We start from the raw sequence: 21,115 nt of genomic DNA on the forward strand, positions 1-21,115 counted from the left end.
TTAGCCCAGCCGTCCGGGAATGTCAGCCGAGCGCGCCAGTGATGTTCTGGACAACGTCCTCCAGTTCGCGGAGGGTGGCTGATCGCCATGTCCCGAATCGCGCGCCTGAGCGACGTGCTCATCAACAAGATCGCCGCCGGCGAGGTGGTGGAACGCCCCGCCTCCGTGGTGAAGGAGCTGTGCGAGAACTCGCTCGACGCGGGCGCGCGCACCGTGCGCGTGGAGCTGGAGGGCGGCGGCGTGGGCCGCATCACCATCTCCGACGACGGCCACGGCATGAGCCGCGAGGACGCCACGCTCTGCCTGGAGCGCCACGCCACCAGCAAGCTGCGCGAGCTGGACGACCTCTTCCACATCGACTCCATGGGGTTCCGGGGGGAGGCCATCCCCGCCATCGCGTCGGTGTCCCGCTTCACGCTGCACACCGCGGAGCCGGACGCGCACGAGGGCACGAAGGTCATGGTGGAGGGCGGCGGCCCGCCCACGGTGGAGGACGCGCCGCCCCGCGTGGGCACCGTCATCACCGTGGAGGACCTCTTCTTCAACGTGCCCGCGCGCCGCAAGTTCATGCGCCAGGGCGCCACCGAGCTCAAGCACTGCGAGGAGGCCGTGGTGCGCCTGGCGCTCGCGTACCCGGAGGTCGGCTTCTTCGCCTCGCACGAGGGCAACGAGCTGTTCTCGAGCCCGGTCAGCGAACATGATCCGCGCGAGCGGATCGCCGCGGCCCTGGGCCCCGCGTCCTTCCCGCACCTGTTCCCGGTGGAGGAGCGCCGGCTGGGCGTCGTCGTCACGGGCTACCTCGCGTCGCCGGAGTACACGCTGCCCAACGCGCGCGGGCTCTACACCTTCGTCAACCGCCGCTACATCCGCGACCGCGGCCTCATCAGCACCGTGCAGCGCGCGTTCCAGGACTTCCTGCCCGCGGGCCGCCAGCCGGTGGTGGTGCTGCACATCGACGTGGAGCCCCGCGCGGTGGACGTCAACGTGCACCCCCAGAAGATGGAGGTGCGCTTCGCGGACGCCCGGGGCGTGCAGGACGCCATCAGCGCCGCCCTCTCTCGCGTGCTGCGCGCGGCCCCCTGGCTGGGCACGCCCGAGCAGCAGGCCGCGAACCCCCAGCCCCGCGACGCCGCGCACTACGCGCACGCCGTGGAGCGCTTCCTCACCCGCGCGCAGGAGGCCACCTGGGGCGCGCCGCTGCCCACCGCGATGGACGCACCGGGAGGCCCGGGCGGTTCCATGCCCGCGCGCCCGCTGACGCCGTCCTACTTCTCGCCGAATGGCGGCGCGCAGGGCAGTGCGTTCCCCGGTCCGTTCCAGGGCCCGCAGGTGCCGGGCCGCTCGCCCGCGTTCGGCGAGGCCCAGCCGCAGCTCAACGAGGCGCCGCCCCCGGGTTACTTCGCGGCGCTGCGCCCCATGGGCCTCCTGGGCAGCCGCTTCCACGTCTGCGAGGGCCCTGGCGGCACGCTGGTGGTGCTGGATCCGCACGCCGCGCTGGAGCGTGCGCGCCTCACCGCGTACCTGCGCCGGCTGGACGACGACACGAAGGCGCCGCCGCCGTCGCTGTTCGGCACCACGGTGGACCTGTCACTCGCCGCGGTGAAGGCGCTGGTGGACGGCCGCGAGGCGCTGCTCAAGCTGGGCGTGGACGTGGAGCCCTTCGGCGGCACCGCGCTCGCGCTCAAGTCGGTGCCCCCGGGCCTGGAGGGCGTGGACCCTCGCGCGCTCCTGGAGGCCCTGTCGCGCGCGCTGCCTCCGCGCAGCGCTCCGCTGGACGTCACGAGCCTCGCGGAGGCCGTGCGCGTGATGGCCTGTCACGCCGCTCGCCGCGCGTCCTCGTCGCCGCTCACCGACGCGCAGCTGCGCGCGCTGCTGGGGGAGCTGGACCGCGCGGACTTCACGCCACCGTGCACGCACGGCACGGTGGTGGTGCTGGAGATGCCGCTCCTGGAGCTGGAGCGGCGCGCGCGCTGACGGCTCAGGCCCTGGCCTTCGCCTCGACCTGCGCGCGCAGTTCCTCCTCCTTCGCGCGCAGCTCGCCCGTGGGGTCGCTGGGCGCGAAGTCCTCCGCGGAGGCCACCTGGCGCACCTCCACCTGGCCGTCCTTGAAGGGGATGCGGCGGGCCCAGGCGATGGCCTCCTCGCGCGACTTCACCTCGATGATCCAGAAGCCGGAGACCAGCTCCTTCGTCTCCGTGAAGGGGCCGTCCGTCACCGTGGCGCCCTTGGCGGAGAACGTCACGCGGGCGCCCCTGGTGCTGGGGTGGAGCCCTTCGCCCGCGAGCAGGATGCCGGCCTTCACCAGCTCCTCGTTGTACTTGCCCATCGTGGTCAGCTCCTCCGTCGTGGGAAGCCGGCCGGTCTCGCTTTCGGGGGTCGCCTTGACGAGCATCATGAAGCGCATGGGGGTCTCCTGGAACGTCGGGTTCAACGTCGGTTTCAAAAGGGCGACGAATGGTAGGCCGCCAAATCGACACGGCGGGGAACGAACCGGAAAGTTGACGCGGCAGGGCCCCCGGCTACGGTGTGCGACACGCCTGTAGCACCGGGCCGTGTGCGCCCGTGCCGGCAGAAAGCCCCGGGTTCCGCGCCTTGATGCTCCGCCGTCTGCCGCTCCTCCTCGCCCTCGCCGCAGCGCCCGTCCTCGCCCAGGACGAGGACCTGGGCGGGGAGCGCGCCCCCACCGACCTGGACGGCGTGGGCCGCATCACCGTGCTCGCCGGCTACCGGCTCACGTCCAACGGCACGCTGAACGACGCCTGGTATGGCGCCAAGGGGCCAGGCAACGGCCTGGAGCGCGCGTCGGACTCCACGGGGGCGCCCTTCGGCGTGGCCACGTTCGCGTACGCGATGTCGGACCTGGTGGAGGTGGGCATCGACCTCTTCGGCAGCGCCCAGAATCTGCGCCTGAGCGAGCCTGTCGACGGGGGCGCCGTGTCCCGCAAGGTCAGCACCACCAGCTACGGCGCGCTCATCGGGCTGCGCTTCCAGGGCGTGCTGGACATCGGGCCGCAGGGGCTGGTGCCCTTCGCGGGCCTGCTCACGGGGCCCACGGTCATCTCCTCGAAGCGCGAGGGCTCGGCGCTCCAGGAGAAGGTCACCCAGGCCTGGGTGGGCTCGCTTGGCGCCACGCTCCGCCTGTCCGCGAAGTGGGGCCTTACCGCCGAATACCGCTTCACGTTCCTGCGCGGCCCCGTGGAGTCCCCGGACGCGGCGAAGTGGGCGGGGCCCTTCAGCTTCAGCCACGGCGGCAGCGGGTTCGCGCTCGGTGTGACCTATGCGTTCCCTCCGGATCCGTCCCGGCCGGTGAGCCACTTCTAGCGTCGTGGAAAGTTCCAACGCGAGAGCAGGCGAGCGGTAACGAAGCGGGGAGTCCGGGGAATGGTGTGCACGGCGGGCTCTGTTGGGGAGCGACAAAAGAACCCGCCCCTCATCCCGGAGAGTCCCCTAGCATGCGTGAGTCGGCCGAAGTCATTTCCGGTCCCAGGAAGATGTCCATGCCCCCCTCTGAACAGCCGAAGACTGACGTCGAGAAGGAACTCTCCGAGCTCCGCCGCGAGGTCATCGAGTCGCGCAACCTCGTCATCAAGACGGACAACCTGCTGAAGAACCTCCACGCGGAGGTGAAGGCGGTTGGCAAGCGTCACGAGGACTTCCAGAAGCGGCAGTGGCTCTCCTCGGCGGTGGCCTACGCGCTCTTCGCGGTGCTGGCGGTCGGTGGCGCGGTCCTGGTGAACGGCGCGCGCAGCTCCAGCAACACCAACGAGCGCGAGCGGCTGGAGAAGCAGGTGGCGGACCTCTCCGGGCAGCTGGAGAAGCAGCGCGCGGACACCACCGCGCACCTGACGTCCCAGCGCGCCGCGGGTGAGGTCTACAAGATGATGACCACGCTGCCGGGTGACGAGCGCCTCAAGGGCATCGACGCGCTGGTGAAGCTGGACACGTCGAAGCTGTCCTCGCTGGAGCGCCAGGCCCTCAACGACCGCGCCGCCATCCTGCGCCGCGAGACGGGCGACGCCGCCCTGGAGCGCGGGAAGATCGCCTTCCGCAAGAACGAGATGCCCGCCGTGGTGGAGAACCTGTCGCGCTTCCTGGCCATGAACCCGCAGGAGGCCGACGCGCTGGACGCGTCCTTCTTCCTGGGCACCGCCTACAACCAGCTGCGTCAGCACGACAAGGCCGTGCCGCTGCTGGCCCGCTTCGTGGAAGGCGACAAGAAGTCCAAGACGCGCGACTACGCCATGCTGCTGCTCGCCCAGTCGTACCAGGAGACGGGCGCGTTCGATAAGGCGGCGGACACGGTGCGCGACGCGCTGGCCACGTACCCGGCCACCCAGTACCTGTCGCAGTTCCGCGGCCGCCTGAGCTCCGCGAAGCGCGCCGCCTCCGGTGGCACCGACGCCGCCGCGCTGCCCGCCGCCGCGCCGGCTGGCGCGCCGCAGGCCACCCCGGCCGTGCAGACGGCCCCCGCGGGCCAGTAGTCCCCGGAAGCCCGCCGCCGTCCGGTGCCTTTGCGCTTCCGGACGGTGTGCAAGGGAAGGATTGCCACCCGGGGTCCAGGGTCGTAAGACCTGGGCCCCGTGTCCGCTCCCGACCCTCGGAAAGACCCCCGCTTCCGCACCTACCGTGGCGCCGCGTACGGGGTCCACATCACGCTGGCCACGCTGTTCTCGCTGTGGATGATCTGGAACGTGGGGCACTCCGTCGCGGCGATGACGCCCGAGCGGCCCCCGGCCGTGACTCCGCCCCTCACCGTGCGCGAGTGCCTGGACGCCGCGGACGCGCACTGGAAGGACCTGGAGGCCGAGCGCGAGAAGCTCGTGCACGTCCTCCCCGCCCGCAAGGTCGACCAGGAGTGGATGCGCTTCCGCACCGACTGGCTGACGCGCGTGCGCAAGTCCGAGTCTGAGTGCGCCCTGGAGTCGAGGGACCCGACGCGCGTGGAGCTGCGCAAGGTGTACCGCCACCTCACGCGGGTGCAGGACCTCTACACCATCCACGCGGTGCAGTACGCGGGCGAGGTGGGCGGCGCGGTGGACGCGCTGCACGCCGCCTTCGACACCGCGCGCCGCATGGACAGCGGCCGCTAGGCCGCCCGCGTTCAGCGCGTGGGCAGCACGGTGGAGTAGCGCCCCGTGCTGTCGGACACCGTCTGCGCCAGCAGGATGGAGTCCGGCCGTCCCGCCACCGTCACCACGCGGAAGAAGCGCACGGACGCGTTCGCCGCGACGCCGTCCGGCGCCACCGCTGGGTCCGGGGGCAGGGTGATGCGGCCGCTCAACGAACGGCCCCGCGACAGGGTGAACGCCGCCAGCTCCAGCGGCGCCGTGTCGTCGGCGCCCGCCGGCACGGTGACGAAGCGGCTGACGCGCGGCAGGTTCTCCCCGGGCAGGAAGTCCAGCCGGTACTCGCCCGGGTCCAGGGCCAGCTCGAAGCGGCCCTCGCTGTTGGTGGTGAGGGGGGACTCGAAGCCCACGGGCGGCTGCGGCCAGCCGGTGAGGGCGCCCACCGGCTCCACCACGATGCGCACGCCCGACGCGGGGCCCGTGCCCTCCGGGTTCTTCACGCTGCCGACGACGCCCCTGCGCGCCGGGCACGTCACGTCCGGCAGCGCCGTGTCCACCTGCGCCACCGCCACCGGCTGGAGCGTCAGGCGCGAGGGCGAGCCCGGCGGGGGGACCACGACGAGCGTGAGCGTGGAGTCCTCGGCGGCGGGCAGCGACAGGAGCTGATAGCGCCCCTGGGCGTCCGTCAGCACCGGCTGGCCCTGGAACGTGCCGCCGCCGGCCACGCGGCCCTGGAGCGCCACGCGCGCGCCGGCCATGGGGGTCTGTCCGTCCGTCTCCAGTACGCGGCCCTCCACGCGCACGGCCGCTCCGGGGTCCCCCAGCTCCAGCGGGGAGGAGGGGATGCGGGACGGCTCCACCACGAAGGTCTTCCAGGGCATCAGGTCCCCGGCGCTCACGGGGGTCGCGCGCAGGAGCACCGTGTCGCGCGAGGCGTCCTCCACGCTGAGCGCCAGCTGGAACGCGCCCGTGTCGCGGGCCACGCGGGCGCGCTGGGACAGCGGGCGCAGCAACTCATCCAGCGCCTGCACCTCCATGTCCGCGGCCACCTTCCGCGAGCCCTGGAGCACCAGCGTCCCCGCGAGCGTCACGACGCGCGAGGCGGTGGGCAGGTCGAACGTCACCGTGCCGCCCGTGGCGGGGTCCACGGAGGCGGTGCGCGACAGCGGCGGCAGCGCGGTGTCCAGCGGCGTGAGCGTCACCGTGTAGTCGCCGCTGCCCACGGGCAGCGCCCATGCGCCGTCGTCCGGGGTGAGTGTCGTCTCGTAGCGCCGCGCGACGCCCGGGATGAGGCGGCTCTCCCCCGTGGCGAGCAGGTGGACGGGGGCGCGGTAGGGGACGGGGGCCGTGCCGCCATCCGCCGTGGCGGCGGCGCCTCGCGACACCTCGCCGCGCAGGCGCACGGGGCTGAACAGCTCCAGGTTCTGCTCCGGCCGCAGCCGGTCCACCGGGAAGTCCTGCGCGAGCAGGCCCGCCTTGGGCAGGGGCTGCACCTCCACGACGATGTCGCCGCCGGGGTTGCCGCAGCCGTCCACGAAGCACACCTGGCCCGCGGCGCACTCCGCGTCGGAGCGGCACACCAGCTGGGGCGGTGGCGGTTCGTCCTCCAGGAACGCGCACCCGGCCCCGGTCAGCCCGAGCGCCAGCGCCAGGGCCCCGAGCGCGCGCCTCACTGGCAGTCCCCCGCCACCGTGTTCACCACCCACGAGTAGGAGGTGACGAAGCCCGGGTTCTTCACCACGCCGCCGTCCGCGAGGAAGACCTCCTCCGGTGGATCCGGCTGGCGGTTGGTGAGGTGCCGGTCCGTCACGAGCGCCTCCACCAGGTGGATGCCCGGCGGGGCCAGCGGGTTGTTGGCCGAGCGCAGGTCCATGCGCAGGGTGCCGCGGTCGTCGCGCCGGGGCTGGCCGGTGTTGGCGAGGACGATCTGCCGGTAGAAGCCCGTGGGGTTGGACGGGTTGTAGTCCACGTACCACTCCACGGTGATGCGGTCGTCGACGTCCAGGTCCTCCACCACCACGTTGAAGTCCTGCGTGCAGCTGCCCACGCCGAAGGCGCGGAGGATGCGCTCGGAGGGCTCCACCTGCTCCTCCAGGACGCGCGGCGGCCGGTTGCGGAACTGGGGCACGCTCTCCAGCAGCGCCTCGTCCTGGGGGATGAGGCAGCCGGAACCCGCCGCGAGGGCCGCCAGTCCCAGCGCCGCCACGAGCGGCTGGAGGATGCCCCGGGACTGTCGCGGCGCGTGGCGGTGCATGGCGTGGCTTTGAGGGAACCCTATAGCAGTTCCTCGGTCTCGTCCGGGGGAAGGGGGCCGCCCGTCTTCTCCGCCTCCAGCTTCTCCAGGTGGCGGAAGATGGTGCGCGGGTCGACGCCCAGGTCCTTGGCCGTCTTGGTGCGGTTGCCGTTGTTCCGGGCGAGCACCTCGTTGATGTAGCGCTTCTGGAACTCCTCCTTCGCCTGGAGCAACGGCATGATGGGCTCCAGGTTCTCCGGCTTGAGGTCCAGGTCGTCCGCGCCGAGCAGCGGCTTGTCCGCCAGCACCACCGCCTTCTTCAGGCGGTTCTCCAGCTCGCGGATGTTGCCCGGCCAGCCGTACTTCTTCATGGACACGGCGGCCGCGGGCGTGAAGCCGCGCGCCTTGGAGTTGAACTCGCGCGCGTACTTCTGGAGGAAGAAGCGGCCCAGGACGATGACGTCCTCGCCGCGCTCGCGCAGGGGCGGCAGCTTCACGGTGACGACGTTGAGGCGGTAGTAGAGGTCCTCGCGGAAGGTGTTCCGCTTCACCTCCTCTTCCAGGATCTTGTTCGTCGCGGCCACCACGCGGATGTCCACCGGCTCGCCGCGGTTCTCGCCGACCTTGTAGACGACCTTGTCCTGGAGTGCGCGCAGGAGCTTCACTTGGAGCTGGAGCGGCATCTCGCCGATCTCGTCCAGGAACAGCGTGCCGCCGATGGCCGCCTGGAACTTGCCGGGCCGCGTGGCCACCGCGCCGGTGAAGGCGCCCTTGGCGTGGCCGAACAGCTCGCTCTCCAGCAGGTTCTCCGGGATGGCGCCGCAGTTCACCGTGATGAACGGGCCCTTGGTGCGCGGCGAGCGGCGGTGGATCTCCCGGGCAATCAGCTCCTTGCCCGTGCCCGTCTCACCCGTGATCAGCACGGAGATGTCCGTGGGGGCGATCTTGTCCAGGCGCTTGTACACGTCCCGCATGCCCTGGCACGAGCCCACGATGTCGCCGTAGCGCTGGTCCTCCAGCTTGCGGCGCAGCTCCGTGTTGTCCAGCTTGAGGTCGTTCACCAGCAGCGCGTTCTGCAAGAGCAGGGACGCCTGCGCCGCGAACACGGTGAGCATGTCCAGGCTCTTGGGCTCGAAGCGGTTCACCAGCCGGTCGTTGCCCACGTAGAGCACGCCGAACAGGTCGCCCTTGTGCATGACGGGCACGCACATGACGGAGTGGACCTTGAGGTTCACCACGGACTCGCTGGCCTTGAACTCCGGCGCGTCCAGCGCGTCCGCGACGATGATGGCCTTCTGGTCCTTCACCACCTTGGAGATGATGGAGTCGGACAGCTTCTCCACCGCGTCCTCGATGTTCTCCCGGGCCACGTTGCGCGCGGCCTTCACGCGCGGCTCGCCGCTCTCCATCAGGATGAGGAAGCCCTTGTCGGCGCGAGTCACCTCGATGGCCTCGTCCAGCAGGCTCTCCAGGATGCGGTCCACGTCGTAGCTGCCGAAGAGCCGCTCGCTGAACGCGGTGAGCCGCTTGAGCAGCACCAGCTCCCGGCCCACCACGCCGGGCAGCTCCGCGGTGTGCGAATCCGACGAGGCCGTGGCGGCGGAGGGGAGCGTCACCTCGCGCTCCGGCACCTCGCGGCGGATGGGTTCGCGGGGGGCGTCCTCGCGGGAGAAGGTCAGCTCGGTGCCGCCGACCTTGACCACGTCGCCGGTGGACAGCGCGTGGTTGTCGCGGCGCTTGCCGTTGACGTGGAAGGTGGCGCCCAGGCTGCCCACTTCGTAGCGGGTGCCGTCGAAGGTGACGTGCAGGGCGCTGGCGGGAACGCCGGCGTCCTCCAGGGGCACGTCGTTGTCGGATCCCCGCCCCAGGCTGGTGATGCGCTTGAGCAGGGAGACCGTGCGGACCTTTCCATCGGGGGTGCGGACGGTGAGGCTGGCCATGGGCGGACTTTGGGTTTCTGGGGCTAGAACGTGAGGGAGAAGCCGGCGCCCAGCCCACCATGGGTGGAGTACAGCCGCACGCGCGGCGGCGCGGCCTGGGAGACGGTGGGAGAGGGCTTCGGTTCGGGGCGGGACTCCACGGTGGTGCTCGTCACCACCTGGTCCTCGTGGTGGTAGACGGCGTCCACCACGCCCAGGGTGTAGACGGTGTAGAAGCCGGTGGCGGAGGCGAGCTTGAGCAGCTGCCAGGTGTCCGCCTGCCGCGCGCGGTCCGTGGGGATGTAGCGCACCGGGATGGACGCGCGGCCGTCCTCGTCCAGCACGTTGTCGATGTTCACGAACCGCTCCTCGAAGAGCGAGTCGTACGCGAAGAACGCGATGATGCTGGTGATGGCCAGGGCGCCTTCGGTGGCGGCGAAGACGATGCCCATGCTGTTGCGGCCCTGCTGGAACTGGCCGGCGCCGAAGGGGACGAAGTTGACCAGGAAGTTGCGCTTCTCCACGGTGCGCACGGTGACCTGGCGGGCCAGCTCCTCCGCGCGGCGGCGCTGCGTCTCCAGGGCGACGCGCTCCTGTTCACGGCGCTCCTGTTCGGCCTTCTCTCGCTCCAGGCGCAGGCGCTGTTCCTGGCGGAGGAACTCGCGCTCGCCGGCCATCTGGTTCTTCAGGTCCTCGAAGTAGGCGACGGCCGGGGGCGGGACGACGAAGGGGTCCAGGCTGAAGTCGGGGTCCAGCCGGAGCACGGCGCGCAGGTGGCGCTCGGCCTCGTCGGTCTTGTTGAGGTTGAAGGCGGACAGGCCCGCGAGCTTGTGCAGCTCCACCAGGTCCTCTTCGGGCAGGTCGCCGCGGTCGATGCGCTGGCCGGCGCGCTCCAGCACCTCGGCGTACTTGCCGTATTCGAAGGACGAGCGCAGGGCCGCGACCTCCGGATCCGCGCCGTTGGGCACCTGGGCGCGCGCGGACGCGGGGCCGAGCAGGGCCAGGAGGAGGGTGACGAGAAGCAGCGGGCCGCGGCTCATTCGGGCGCCAGGCTCCCGCGCAGGGTGGTGGGCTTGCCGGGCTCCAGCAGGACGACGCGCTTCTCCGTCTTGTAGCCGGGGGAGGAGATCTCCACCTCCACGCGGTGCTGGAAGCTGGCGGGGCCCCGGGGGGAGCGGATGTCGAAGGGGCGCTGGAGGCTGTCGTGCGCGGTGCGCTCGGTATCGCCCACGCGCACGGTGGCGTCCGGCGGCTGGTAGTCGAGGGCGAGCTGCGAGGACTTGAGCAGGGCGCGCAGGCGGAAGACGTTCTCTCCGTCGGGCTTCACGTCGATGGTCTCCGTGGCGTCCTCGCAGTAGCCGCAGGAGACGGTGATGGTGTGCGGGCCCGGCGTCAGGTGCACGTCGTGCTGCGCCAGCTGCTGCGTGCCCGCGGGGCCGTCGTCCACGCGGATGGAGCCGTAGGGGCGCACGAGGATGGACACGGGGAGCCGGCCGCCGCGCGCGGGCTTCGGGTCCTCCCGCGGGTCGAGGCTCGCGACCATCGTGGGGCGCGACGTGCGATCCGTGGAGGAGGGGAGGCGCGGGTTGGTGTCGGGGGGCGCGATGGCGTCGCGGCCGGGAGTGCCCGTGCCACCCGTGCCCTGTGCGCCGGTGGGGCGTGAGCCGGTGGGCGTGGCCGGGGCATCGCCCGTGCCCTGCGTGCCGTTGGGAGCGCCCGCGATCTGCGCGCCGTTGGGGCTGCCCGTACCTTGCGCGCCGCTGCCCTGCGTTCCGTTGGTGCCGTCCGTGCCGTTGAGAGCGCCCGTGACTTGCGCATCGTTGGGCGCGCCCGTCGTTCCGCCCGTGCCCTGTGTGCCGGCGGCTCCAGCGGTGCCAGCCGGAAGCCGCGGACCCGTGGCCGTGCCGTCGGCGGCCTTCGTGCCCTCGGCTCGCGGACCCACGGTCTCCACCTTCGGCGTTTCGGTCTCGGCCGCGTTCATCCGGTACAGCTGCCAGCCGCCCAGCCCCAGTGCGAGCGCCACGCCCGCTCCGATGCCCGCGCGGATGCCGCGCCTGCGCCACGTGCGCCGCCGCTGCTGACGCTGGAGGCCCTTCAGCAACCCCAGCGCCCGCTCGTTCGTCGCGTCCAGCGCGAGCACGTGGTTGAGGCACGCCAACGCGCGCGGCGTCCGCTTCTCCGCCAGTTGCCGCTCGCCGCGCTCCAGCAGCGCCGCGACGATGCGCTGGCGCGCGAGCCGCTGGTACGACGGTGGATCCGCGAAGAAGGAGATCAGCTCCTCGCCCACGCGCGGGAACCCCAGCCCCGCGAGCGCATCCGCCAGCGCGTCGCGCAGCTTCCCCGCGTTGGGGTAGCGCCGCGCCGGGTCGCGCTGGAGGCACGTCGCGCAGATCTCCGCCAGCTCGTCCGACAGCGCCGGCACGCGGCGGCGCGGGTCCTCATAGGCCCCGTCCAGGATGCGCTTCAGCGTCGCCGTGGTGTTCGACGCGGTGAAGGGCAGCCGGCCCGTCATCAGCGCGTAGAACATGATCCCCAGGCTGAAGACGTCCGCCTCCGGTCCGGCCTCCAGGCCCTCGATGATCTCCGGCGACATGTGCGCGGGCGAACCCACCAGCGCGCCCGTCACCGTCATCCGGTCCTCGATGTCGAGCAGCCGCGCGATGCCGAAGTCCATGAGCTTGAGGACCCCGTCCTCGCGCACCATGACGTTCTCCGGCTTCAGATCGCGGTGGATGACGCCCGCCTCGTGCGCGTGCGCCAGCGCCGCCGCCAGCTCGTGGATGATCATCGCCGCCAGCTCCGGCGGCTCCAGCGGGCCTTCATCCAGGTACGTCTTGAGCGTCCGGCCGCGGATGTACTCGGTGACGATGAAGGCGTCGTGCGCCTCCGCCGAGGAGAAGTCGAACACCTCCAGGATGTTGGGGTGGTGCAGCTTCGCCACCGCGCGGGCCTCGCGCGCGAGCCGCCGCCGCGACTCGTCCTTGCCGGCCAGGTGCGGGTGCAGCACCTTCACCGCGACCTCGCGGTCCAGGGCCGTGTCCAGGCCCTTGTACACGACGCTCATGCCCCCGGAGCCCAGCTCCTCCAGGATGCGATAGCGACCGATATGGCGGCCGACGAGCGTCATGGTGTGGGCGCGCGCGCTCCCCTCAGTCCCCGAACCCGATGCCCATGCTCCGCGCGAACCGCACCAGCTCCCCTTGCGGATCCACCCGTCGCTCCTTGCGAGACTCGCTCAGCGGCACGCTGACGATCTCATTGCTCCTGAGCGCCACCATGTGGCCCCAGTCTCCATCCCGCACCAGGTCCAGCACCTTGCAGCCGTAGCGCGTGGCCAGCAGGCGGTCCGCGGCGCTCGGGCTGCCGCCGCGCTGCAGGTGCCCCAGCACGGTGACGCGGATCTCCGCCTCGATGTGGCTCGCGAGCAGATCCGCGCACACCTTGCCGGAGCCCCCCAGCCGCACCACGCCCCGGCCCGGGATGTCCGTGGCCTCCGCGAGCACGGACAGCGCGCCGCCCTCCGGATACGCGCCTTCGGAGATGGCGATGATGGAGAAGCTGCGCCGCCGCGTGGCCCGCCGCTTCAGCGTGTCCAGCAGGGACGTCACCCGGTACGGGATCTCCGGGATGAGGATGAGGTCCGCGCCGCCCGCGATGCCGCTGTCCAGCGTGAGGAAGCCCGCGTGCCGGCCCATGATCTCCACCACCATCACGCGGTCGTGCGACTCCGCCGTGGAGTGCAGCCGGTCCAGCGCCTCCGTGACGATGAGCCGGGCGGTGTCGAAGCCAAACGTCTGGTCCGTGCCGGACAGGTCGTTGTCGATGGTCTTCGGACACCCGACGACCTTCAACCCCTTGGCCGCCAGCTGGGACGCGATGCTCAGCGTGCCGTCCCCGCCAATGGCCACCAGCCCGTCCAGCCGCAACTCCTGGCAGCGGCGCAGGACCTGATCCGACACGTCCCGCTCCACCCAGCCCGTGCCCTCACGCACCGGGTAGGAGAACGGGTTCGCCTTGTTGGACGTGCCCAGGATGGTGCCGCCCTTGGGCAGGATGCCGCGCGTGTCCTCCACCCCGAGCGGGCGGACGAGCTCCGGCTCCACCAGCCCCATGTAGCCGTTCTCGATGCCCACGAACGAATGGCCGAACTCGTACACGCCCCGGCGGACGAGGCCACGGATGAGCGCGTTGAGCCCCGGGCAATCACCACCACCGGTGAGGACGCCGAGTCGTAGAGGTCGAGCCATAGGGACGAGGAAAGTCGGACGCGGGTGTCAGTAGGAGCGGGCGACACTATGACAGCAACGTCGGTGCGGATTGTAGGTGCCGCCCCAGGGGGGTGCAACGCATCAATCAGCTGTCACGTCGGATCCGCGCTCGCAAGGACGCGGGGGCGACCCCTCAGTCGCGCTTGAGGCGACGCCGGGAGGCCAGCCGGTCCAGGAGGGCCTGGAGCCGGTCCTCCTTCTGCGCGGGAAGGGCCCGGTCCGTGGGGGACTGCACGGGCATCTCGCGGGCCATCCGGTACAGCTCCGCCAGCCGCTCCTGTACCAGCTCGTTGCCGGGGCGCTCCTGCAGCGCCCGGCGGTACGCGGCGGCGGCGCCCACGTAGTCACCCAGCGTGAAGAGGCGCTCGCCCTCCTGCATGGGCGAGGGCGGGCCCAGCGGCAGTCGCTGGGGCTCGCGGACGCGATTCTTCAGGTGCTGCAGCTCCTCCGGCTGGAGGCTGTCGCGCAGGTGGGCCAGCTTGGTGGCCAGCGCCTCCTCGCGCGGGAAGGCGGCGAGCAGGTGCTCGAAGAGCTCGAACGCCTCCGCGAGTTCGCCCCGGCGCAGGGCGCGGTCGGCACGTGCTTCCATGTCGGCCCGGACGGCAGGGGTCATCTCGCGCGGGAGAGTAACTGTTGCCCGCCCGGGATGTCACACGCGGAAACAGGAGCGCTCGGCGGGCCGCATGCCCCGGGGCCACGAAGGGGTCCGGGACTTCCCGTGCTTCGCGCTATCCTTCCGTCCCGTGCTCCTGCCCGTGCTCACCGGTGTGTGGCTGTCGCTGTCCGGCGCGCTGGGCACGGAGCTGCGGCGGGACGGCTACAGCTTCCGGCCGCCGGACACGTTCCGCATGTCGCGCTGGGAGCGCTACGCGGGCTCGCAGGCGGGCGCGGTGTCGGAGGATGGCGTGCGCACGCGCGCCCTGTCCGCGGCGCTGGCGGACGGGGAGGGGCCGGAGGCGGCCACGTTCCTCATCGCCGTGGTGGAGGGGGGCTTCTCCGCCAGCCCCTCGGAGCGCGACGCGTTCGCCACCGCCGTGATGCAGCACTTCCAGCGCGAGCTGGGCGTGGCGCTGACGCCGGAGCGGGTGGACCGCGTGGGCGGGCCGGTGCCCCGGGTGGAGGTGCTGGGCACGCTGCGCGAGGCGGGGCAGGTGCGCACCGTGCTGGTGGCGGGCCTGGCCTCCGAGGGACGCCACGCCGTGGTGACGGTCAGCGCGCCGGCCGACCGCTGGGACGCCATGGCCCCGCGGGTGCGCGCCTCGCTGGAGACCTTCCGCATGGAGGCCCCGGTGGCGGGCGTCGTGTCCCGGCGGCTCGCGGGAGCGCTGGCGGGCACCCTGGCCGGGGCCCTGCTGGTGTCGTACGCGGCCTGGCGCCGCCGCCGGCAGGGGGAGGGGCCAGCCGCTTCGTAGCGGGGCCCGACAGCAGGGCGACGGCGTCCCCGGTGGGGCTCGCGCTGGGATACGGTGCCGCCGCCCATGTTCTCCTTCCTCCTTGTCGCCGTGCTCGCGCAGGGTCCCGTGGCACCTCCGGAGCCTCTGGCGGCGCCTTCGGCGTCCCCGGCCCCGCCGGTCCTCCCGGCGCCAGACGCTGGCGTCGCGGACGCGGTGGTGCCGCCCCTGCCGGTGGCCTCGCTGCCCCCGGCCACGCACGAGCTGTTCCGCCGCATCCAGGGGCGCGTCGCGCAGGTGCGCATCATCGAGCGCCGCTCCGGCACGAAGTCCTCCATCGGCTCCGCGTTCTTCGTGAGCGCGAAGGGCCACGCCCTCACGAACTACCACGTCGTCTCCGACCTGGTGCTCCACCCGGAGGACTACACCGCGGAGCTGGACCGGGGCGACGCGACGGTGCCGGTGCGCCTGCTCGCGGTGGACGTGGTCAGCGACCTGGCCGTCATCCAGGTGGACGCCCCCGTCAGCGACTACTTCAAGCTGGAGGAGCACGAACCGCCGCAGGGCACGCGCCTGTTCGCCATGGGCAACCCGCGCGACCTGGGCACCACCATCGTGGAGGGCACCTACAACGGCCTCGTGCGCGACGCCCTCTACGAGCGCGTGCACTTCACCGGCGCCATCAACCCCGGCATGAGCGGCGGGCCCACGCTCAGCGGCGAGGGCGGTGTCGTGGGCGTCAACGTGGCCACCATGGGCAACCAGGTGGGCTTCCTCGTGCCGGTGGCGCGTGCGCGGACGCTGCTGGACCGGGCGCTGGCGCAGGAGGCTCCCCCGGACTCCGCCGCGCTGATGACGTCCGTGCAGGAGCAGCTGCTGGCCAACCAGCAGCGCATCACCGACCGGCTGATGGCCACGGACCTGCCGAAGCAGGCGCTGGGCGGCTACCGCGTCCCGGGCCGCTGGAGCCCGTTCCTCAAGTGCTGGGGCGACACGCCGCATGATCCGGAGACGCCCTACACGGTGACGAGCTACCAGTGCTCCTCCGAGGAGGACATCTTCCTGTCCTCCAGCCACCGCACGGGCGTGGTGGCCTACCTGCACCAGCACGTGGAGAGCCAGAAGCTGGGCGCGATGCGCTTCTCCGCGCTCTACAGCACGCTCTTCTCCCAGGACCCGGACGCGGTGGAGGCCACGCGCGAGGACGTCACCAACTTCCGCTGCAAGTCGGAGTTCGTGGACGTGAACGGCCTCACGGTGCGCGCCGCGCTCTGCCTGCGCGCCTACCGCCGCTTCCCGGGCCTCTACGACCTGGTGCTGCGCGCGGCCACGCTGAACGCGGCCACGCACGGCGTGGACACCAGCCTCACGCTGGGCGGCTTCTCCGCGGAGAACGCTCGCAAGCTGGCGCGCCGCTACCTGGAGGGCCTGTCGTGGACGAAGTGATCTTCCTGGAGGTGCTGGAAGGGGACGCCGTCCAGTCCCGCCACCGGCTGGACAGGCTGCCGGTGACGGTGGGGCGCGGCTACGCCAACGACGTCATCCTGGACGACCCGAAGGTCTCCGCGCAGCACCTGCGCCTGGAGCGGCGCGAGGACGGCGCGGTGGTGCTGCATGACGTGGGCAGCGTCAACGGCACCTTCAGCGTGGAGCCGTGGGTGGCGCTCAAGGAGCTGGTGCTCACCCCGGACGCGCGCGTGTCCGTGGGGGACACGGTGCTGCGCTTCCGTCACCGCAACTTCGTGGTGGAGGACACCGTCGTCAACGAAGCGCCCGCCGCGCCGCGCGAGCGCCTCCTGGAGCGCCCCCGCGCCTTCGCCTTCTCGCTGCAGGCGCTGGTCGTGACGTCCTTCATCTCCGAGCGGGTGACCCAGTTCCGCAAGACGGACTGGGGCGACCTGCTGATGTCCGCCGTGGTGCCCCTGGGGCTCGCGCTCCTGTGGGCCGGCGGCTGGTCGCTGGCGAGCCGCATCGCGCGCAAGCGCTTCCACTTCCGCGTGCACGCCACCATTGGCGCCCTGGTGCTGCTGGGCTTCGCGCTGTCACCGCCGCTGTTCGCGCTCGTGAGCTTCAGCTTCTCGCTGGGGACGTGGCTGGGCGTCGTGCGCACGCTGACCCTGCTGGGGCTGATGGGGTGGGGGCTCTACTGGCACCTGCGCTACGTCACGCGCTGGAGCGGGAGGCGCGTGGTGCGCGGGCTCGTCATCGCGTCGGTGGGCGTGCTGGCGCTCACGAGCGTGTCGGAGCTGCTGGGCAACGAGGACTTCAGCGAGGCGCTGGAGTTCCCCCGCTCGCTCCTGCCGCCGGTGCTGCGCGTGGCCCCGGCGCACTCCATGGACTCGTTCTTCGAGGACGTGAAGCCGCTGGAGAAGAAGGTGGACGCGCTCGTGAAGGAGCGCTGAGGCGCGTCCACCGCTTCAGGGGCCTACAGGCCGCGCACCTCGTGCGGCTTGTAGGGGGCCTCCAGGGCCTTCACCTCCTCGGGCGTCAGCTTGAGGCTCACCGCCTTCACCGCGTCCTCCAGGTGCTGCGGCTTCGTCGCGCCGATGATGGGCGCGGTGACCACGGGCTTGGACAGCAGCCACGCCAGGGCCACCTGCGCGGGCGGGGCCTTGCGCGCGTCCGCCACCTGCTTCACCGCCTCCACCACGTCCCAGTCCCCGGGCTGGTTGTAGAGCATGGGCGACAGCGTGTCGGTGCCCGCGCGCGTCGTGGCCTCCTTGTCGTCCAGCGACTTGCGCGAACCCGCGAGCAGCCCCCGCGCCAGCGGAGACCAGGGGATGACGCCCACGCCCTCCGCCTCGCAGAGGGGCAGCATCTCCCGCTCCTCCTCGCGGTAGACGAGGTTGTAGTGGTTCTGCATGGACACGAAGCGCGCCCAGCCGTTGCGCTCGGACACGCTGAGCGCGCGCATGAACTGCCACGCGTACGCGGAAGATGCGCCCAGGTAGCGCACCTTGCCCTGGCGCACGAGCTGATCCAGCGCGGACAGCGTCTCCTCGATGGGCGTGTTCGGGTCCATCCGGTGGATTTGATAGAGGTCGATGGTGTCCACGCCCAGCCGCTTGAGGCTCGCCTCGCACGCCTGCGTGATGGCCTTGCGCGACAGGCCGCGCTCGTTCTGCCCGCTGCCGGTGGGGAAGTAGACCTTCGTCGCCAGCACCACCTCGTCCAGCTTCGCGTACTTGCGCAGCGCGCGGCCCGTCACCTCCTCGCTGACGCCGTCCGAGTACATGTTCGCGGTGTCGAAGAAGGTGATGCCCAGCTCCACCGCGCGGCGGAAGAAGGGCTGCGCGGCTTCTTCATCCAGCACCCACGGGCGCCACTTCGGGGTGCCGTAGCTCATGCAGCCCAGGCAGATGCGGGAGACCCGCAGGCCGGTGTGTCCCAGGTTGGCGTACTTCATGGGTCCGCTCCTTGGCGTGAGTGCCAGTTCCGTTCGCTGCTTGCGTATTGCCCGGCATGCGCGCGCGCTTCAACCTCCTGTCTCCGGAAGTGAAGGCCCGCCCGCAAAGACGACGGGCAGGTTCCCGTGAAGGAACCTGCCCGCGTCACTTCAGGTGCTGAAGTCGAGCGTTACGCCCGGACTTCCGCCGGAGGCGTGTCCGTGGTGGTGGCCGGGACCACGCCCTCCTTGAAGGGAGAGGTCTCCATCGCCGCCTTGAGCACGTCGTCCATGTGCGTGGCGAAGATGAACTCCAGCTCGTTCTTCGCCTGATCCGGCACGTCGATGAGGTCCTTGCGGCAACGCTCCGGCAGGATGACGCGCTTGATGCCCGCGCGGTGCGCCGCCAGGACCTTCTCCTTGATGCCGCCCACCGGCAGCACCAGGCCGCGCAGCGTGGCCTCGCCCGTCATCGCCGTGTCGTGCCGCACCCGGATGCCCGTCAGCAGGCTGGTGAGCGCGGTCAGGATGGTGACGCCGGCCGAAGGACCATCCTTGGGGATGGAGCCCGCGGGGAAGTGCAGGTGGATGTCCGTCTTCTCGAGGAAGTTCGGGTTGATGCCGAGCGACTCCGCCTTGCTGCGCAGGTAGCTCAGCGCCGCGGTGGCCGACTCCTTCATCACGTCGCCCAGCTGGCCGGTGAGCGTCATGCCGCCCTTGCCCGCCATCTTGGTCGCTTCGATGAAGAGCAGGTCGCCGCCCGCCGCGGTCCACGCGAGGCCCGTCGCCACACCGGGAACCTCCGTGCGCTCCGCGACCTCCGAGTAGAACGTCTCGGGCCCGAGGATCTCCTTCACGCGCTCCGCGCCGATGGTCTGCTTCTCCAGCTTGCCGCCGGCCACCTCCACCGCCACCGCGCGGCAGATGTCCGCGATGCGGCGCTCCAGGTTACGCACGCCGGCCTCACGCGTGTACGACGTCGTGAGGATGAGCAGCGCCTCGTCCTGGATCTCGATGTGGTCCCCGTTGAGGCCGTGCTCCTTGAGCTGCTTGGGCACGAGGTGGATGCGGGCGATGGCCTGCTTCTCCTCGAACGTGTAGCCCGTCAGCTCGATGATCTCCATGCGGTCACGGAGCGGCCCGGGGATGGGATCCAGCTGGTTCGCCGTGGCGACGAACATGACCTTCGACAGGTCGAACGCCACGTCCAGGTAGTGGTCGCTGAACGTGCTGTTCTGCTCCGGGTCCAGCACCTCCAGCAGCGCCGCGCTCGGGTCGCCGCGGAAGTCCGCGCCCAGCTTGTCGATTTCGTCCAGCATCATGACCGGGTTCTTCGTCCCGGCCTTCTTCATGCTCTGGATGAAGCGGCCCGGCAGCGCGCCCACGTACGTGCGGCGGTGGCCACGGATTTCGGCCTCGTCACGCACGCCGCCCAGGGACAGGCGCACGAACTTGCGGCCGGTGGCCTTGGCCACGCTCTGGCCCAGCGACGTCTTGCCGACGCCCGGGGGACCGACGAGGCACAGGATGGGCCCGCGCATGTCGTTCTTCAGCTTGCGGACGGCCAGGTACTCCAGGATGCGCTTCTTCACCTTCTTGATGCCGAAGTGATCCTTGTCCAGCTGCTGGCGCGCGTTCTCGATGTCGAGGTTGTCCTCGCTGATCTTCGACCACGGCAGGTCCGCGATCCAATCCAGGTACGTGCGCGCGACGGTGTACTCGCTGGAGGCCGCCGGGATCGTCTTCAGGCGGTTGAGCTCCTTCTGGGCGACCTTCTCCACCTCAGGGGGCAGGGCGGCCTTCTTCAGGCGCTCCTGGAGCTCGTCCAGCTCTTCCTCTTCCTCGCCCATCTCGCCGAGCTCTTCCTTGATCGCCTTGAGCTGCTGGCGCAGGTAGTACTCGCGCTGGGTCTTCGACATCTCGCCCTTCACGGCGGAGTCGATCTTGTTGGAGAGCTTGAGGATCTCGCGCTTGCGGTTGAGCAGCTCCAGGACGAGCTTCATGCGCGCCTTGAGGTCGACCGTCTCCAGCACGGCCTGCTTCTCCTCGATGGGCACGTCCACGTTGGCGGCGATGAGGTCCGCCAGGTGGCCCGGGTGCGTGATGCTCTCCACCAGCTCCGTGGCGGCGGCCGGCAGCTCGGGCATCAGCTCGATGACCTCGCGCGCCAGCTTCTTCAGGTTGATGCCCAGGGCCTCCACCTCGACGTTCTCGCTGGAGGTCTTGTCCTCCACGGCGTCGACGCGGGCCTTCAGGTAGGGGGCTTCCTGCACCAGCTCCATCACGCGGAAGCGCGCGAGGCCCTGGACCACGAGCGAGTAGTTGTCCTCGCCCATCTTCAGGAGTTTCACGATGCGGGCGACGGTGCCCATCGTGTACAGGTCGGACGCGCCCGGATCCTCTTCCTCGGCGCGGCGCTGCGTCACGACGCCGATGACCTGGTCGTCACGGACGGCGTCCTTGATCAGCGCGATGGTCTTCTGGCGGCCGACGGCCAGGGGCAGCACACCGCCGGGGAAGAAGACACTGTTGCGCAGCGGCAGGATGGGCAGCACCTGCGGGATGTCTTCCTTGTTGATGAGCCCCGGAGGAGCCATCGCGGTGGGCATGGCGCTGGCCGCGGTGCCCTTCTTCTTCTCGTCAGACATGGGAGTTCGGCCTCTTCCTTGCTTGAACCCGGTCAGCAAGCGGCCGGGCCGGTGAACCATCCGGTTGTTTTCTGCGACGGATGAACCAACGTAACAACCAAACCGGACATGGCAAACGCGATGTGCGTTATTTCCGTGCCTCGTCGGCTGTTCGACGCTCCTCTCTTAACGGCCTAGAAGTCTCGCGTCCGGCGAAGGGGTGGGG

The 21,115-nt window shown here is 71.1% G+C and carries 17 protein-coding genes; 7 read left to right on the forward strand and 10 right to left on the reverse strand.

Features of this window, described 5'->3' with window-relative positions; genetic code table 11:
- Positions 1 to 87 precede the first annotated feature (87 nt).
- Positions 88 to 1,974, forward strand: a complete 1,887-nt coding sequence (gene mutL / locus AABA78_RS15300; protein ID WP_338263820.1) for a DNA mismatch repair endonuclease MutL — start codon at positions 88 to 90, stop codon at positions 1,972 to 1,974.
- 4 nt (positions 1,975 to 1,978) lie between these two features.
- On the opposite strand, the gene AABA78_RS15305 is transcribed toward mutL, so the two are convergent.
- Positions 1,979 to 2,404 (reverse strand): YciI family protein, encoded by a 426-nt coding sequence (locus AABA78_RS15305; protein WP_338263821.1) that lies wholly within the window; start codon positions 2,402 to 2,404, stop codon positions 1,979 to 1,981.
- Positions 2,405 to 2,595: 191 nt separating this feature from the next.
- Between AABA78_RS15305 and AABA78_RS15310 the strand changes: the two genes are divergently transcribed.
- The 3 genes from AABA78_RS15310 to AABA78_RS15320 all read left to right on the forward strand — a co-directional run bounded on the left by AABA78_RS15310 (position 2,596) and on the right by AABA78_RS15320 (position 5,090).
- On the forward strand, positions 2,596 to 3,321 hold the full coding sequence (locus AABA78_RS15310) for a hypothetical protein (protein ID WP_171413613.1): 726 nt from the start codon (positions 2,596 to 2,598) through the stop codon (positions 3,319 to 3,321).
- A 176-nt stretch (positions 3,322 to 3,497) separates the two neighbouring features.
- On the forward strand, positions 3,498 to 4,481 hold the full coding sequence (locus AABA78_RS15315) for a tetratricopeptide repeat protein (protein WP_338263822.1): 984 nt from the start codon (positions 3,498 to 3,500) through the stop codon (positions 4,479 to 4,481).
- A gap of 99 nt (positions 4,482 to 4,580) precedes the next feature.
- Positions 4,581 to 5,090 carry a hypothetical protein gene (locus AABA78_RS15320; protein WP_171413611.1) on the forward strand — a complete coding sequence of 170 codons (510 nt, stop codon included), beginning with the start codon at positions 4,581 to 4,583 and terminating at the stop codon, positions 5,088 to 5,090.
- A gap of 11 nt (positions 5,091 to 5,101) precedes the next feature.
- Here the strand turns inward: AABA78_RS15320 and AABA78_RS15325 are convergent, their stop codons facing one another.
- The 7 genes from AABA78_RS15325 to AABA78_RS15355 all read right to left on the reverse strand — a co-directional run bounded on the left by AABA78_RS15325 (position 5,102) and on the right by AABA78_RS15355 (position 14,099).
- Positions 5,102 to 6,739 carry a collagen binding domain-containing protein gene (locus AABA78_RS15325; protein ID WP_338263823.1) on the reverse strand — a complete coding sequence of 546 codons (1,638 nt, stop codon included), beginning with the start codon at positions 6,737 to 6,739 and terminating at the stop codon, positions 5,102 to 5,104.
- Positions 6,736 to 7,320, reverse strand: a complete 585-nt coding sequence (locus tag AABA78_RS15330; protein WP_120524407.1) for a hypothetical protein — start codon at positions 7,318 to 7,320, stop codon at positions 6,736 to 6,738. The genes AABA78_RS15325 and AABA78_RS15330 overlap by 4 nt, the downstream gene beginning before the upstream one ends.
- A gap of 20 nt (positions 7,321 to 7,340) precedes the next feature.
- Positions 7,341 to 9,239, reverse strand: coding sequence for a sigma 54-interacting transcriptional regulator (locus AABA78_RS15335; protein WP_338263824.1), 1,899 nt, complete (start codon positions 9,237 to 9,239; stop codon positions 7,341 to 7,343).
- 23 nt (positions 9,240 to 9,262) lie between these two features.
- A complete protein-coding gene (locus AABA78_RS15340) occupies positions 9,263 to 10,258 on the reverse strand; it encodes a tetratricopeptide repeat protein (protein ID WP_338263825.1) in 996 nt (331 codons plus the stop codon).
- Positions 10,255 to 12,345 (reverse strand): serine/threonine-protein kinase, encoded by a 2,091-nt coding sequence (locus AABA78_RS15345; protein ID WP_338263826.1) that lies wholly within the window; start codon positions 12,343 to 12,345, stop codon positions 10,255 to 10,257. The genes AABA78_RS15340 and AABA78_RS15345 overlap by 4 nt, the downstream gene beginning before the upstream one ends.
- 22 nt (positions 12,346 to 12,367) lie before the next feature.
- Entirely contained in the window at positions 12,368 to 13,465 is a 1,098-nt protein-coding gene (locus tag AABA78_RS15350) for a 6-phosphofructokinase (protein ID WP_338263827.1), read from the reverse strand.
- Between the two features lie 154 nt (positions 13,466 to 13,619).
- Positions 13,620 to 14,099 (reverse strand): hypothetical protein, encoded by a 480-nt coding sequence (locus tag AABA78_RS15355; RefSeq protein ID WP_171413605.1) that lies wholly within the window; start codon positions 14,097 to 14,099, stop codon positions 13,620 to 13,622.
- Positions 14,100 to 14,169: 70 nt separating this feature from the next.
- On the opposite strand from AABA78_RS15355, the gene AABA78_RS15360 reads away from it, so the two are divergent.
- From AABA78_RS15360 to AABA78_RS15370, 3 genes are all read left to right on the forward strand, one after another.
- Positions 14,170 to 14,898 carry a hypothetical protein gene (locus AABA78_RS15360; RefSeq protein ID WP_338263828.1) on the forward strand — a complete coding sequence of 243 codons (729 nt, stop codon included), beginning with the start codon at positions 14,170 to 14,172 and terminating at the stop codon, positions 14,896 to 14,898.
- Positions 14,899 to 14,964: 66 nt separating this feature from the next.
- Positions 14,965 to 16,323 carry a S1 family peptidase gene (locus tag AABA78_RS15365; protein ID WP_338263829.1) on the forward strand — a complete coding sequence of 453 codons (1,359 nt, stop codon included), beginning with the start codon at positions 14,965 to 14,967 and terminating at the stop codon, positions 16,321 to 16,323.
- Positions 16,311 to 17,279, forward strand: a complete 969-nt coding sequence (locus AABA78_RS15370) for an FHA domain-containing protein (RefSeq protein WP_338263830.1) — start codon at positions 16,311 to 16,313, stop codon at positions 17,277 to 17,279. Before AABA78_RS15365 ends, AABA78_RS15370 begins: the two co-directional genes overlap by 13 nt.
- Before the next feature lie 23 nt (positions 17,280 to 17,302).
- Here AABA78_RS15370 and AABA78_RS15375 read toward each other — a convergent pair whose 3' ends face one another.
- Both AABA78_RS15375 and lon read right to left on the reverse strand, forming a co-directional pair.
- Positions 17,303 to 18,283 carry an aldo/keto reductase gene (locus AABA78_RS15375; protein WP_171413602.1) on the reverse strand — a complete coding sequence of 327 codons (981 nt, stop codon included), beginning with the start codon at positions 18,281 to 18,283 and terminating at the stop codon, positions 17,303 to 17,305.
- Positions 18,284 to 18,453: 170 nt separating this feature from the next.
- Positions 18,454 to 20,910 (reverse strand): endopeptidase La, encoded by a 2,457-nt coding sequence (gene lon / locus AABA78_RS15380; protein ID WP_171413601.1) that lies wholly within the window; start codon positions 20,908 to 20,910, stop codon positions 18,454 to 18,456.
- Positions 20,911 to 21,115 lie beyond the last annotated feature (205 nt).

This window comes from Corallococcus caeni (genome assembly GCF_036245865.1).
Lineage (GTDB): Bacteria > Myxococcota > Myxococcia > Myxococcales > Myxococcaceae > Corallococcus > Corallococcus caeni.

Bases quoted from the DNA above. Each gene is read 5' to 3' on its own strand.
- mutL (WP_338263820.1), top strand. From the start codon at position 88: ATGTCCCGAATCGCGCGCCTGAGCGACGTGCTCATCAACAAGATCGCC.
- AABA78_RS15305 (WP_338263821.1), bottom strand. From the start codon at position 2,404: ATGCGCTTCATGATGCTCGTCAAGGCGACCCCCGAAAGCGAGACCGGC.
- AABA78_RS15310 (WP_171413613.1), top strand. From the start codon at position 2,596: ATGCTCCGCCGTCTGCCGCTCCTCCTCGCCCTCGCCGCAGCGCCCGTC.
- AABA78_RS15315 (WP_338263822.1), top strand. From the start codon at position 3,498: ATGCCCCCCTCTGAACAGCCGAAGACTGACGTCGAGAAGGAACTCTCC.
- AABA78_RS15330 (WP_120524407.1), bottom strand. From the start codon at position 7,320: ATGCACCGCCACGCGCCGCGACAGTCCCGGGGCATCCTCCAGCCGCTC.
- AABA78_RS15335 (WP_338263824.1), bottom strand. From the start codon at position 9,239: ATGGCCAGCCTCACCGTCCGCACCCCCGATGGAAAGGTCCGCACGGTC.
- AABA78_RS15340 (WP_338263825.1), bottom strand. From the start codon at position 10,258: ATGAGCCGCGGCCCGCTGCTTCTCGTCACCCTCCTCCTGGCCCTGCTC.
- AABA78_RS15345 (WP_338263826.1), bottom strand. From the start codon at position 12,345: ATGACGCTCGTCGGCCGCCATATCGGTCGCTATCGCATCCTGGAGGAG.
- AABA78_RS15350 (WP_338263827.1), bottom strand. From the start codon at position 13,465: ATGGCTCGACCTCTACGACTCGGCGTCCTCACCGGTGGTGGTGATTGC.
- AABA78_RS15355 (WP_171413605.1), bottom strand. From the start codon at position 14,099: ATGACCCCTGCCGTCCGGGCCGACATGGAAGCACGTGCCGACCGCGCC.
- AABA78_RS15360 (WP_338263828.1), top strand. From the start codon at position 14,170: ATGCCCCGGGGCCACGAAGGGGTCCGGGACTTCCCGTGCTTCGCGCTA.
- AABA78_RS15365 (WP_338263829.1), top strand. From the start codon at position 14,965: ATGTTCTCCTTCCTCCTTGTCGCCGTGCTCGCGCAGGGTCCCGTGGCA.
- AABA78_RS15375 (WP_171413602.1), bottom strand. From the start codon at position 18,283: ATGAAGTACGCCAACCTGGGACACACCGGCCTGCGGGTCTCCCGCATC.
- lon (WP_171413601.1), bottom strand. From the start codon at position 20,910: ATGTCTGACGAGAAGAAGAAGGGCACCGCGGCCAGCGCCATGCCCACC.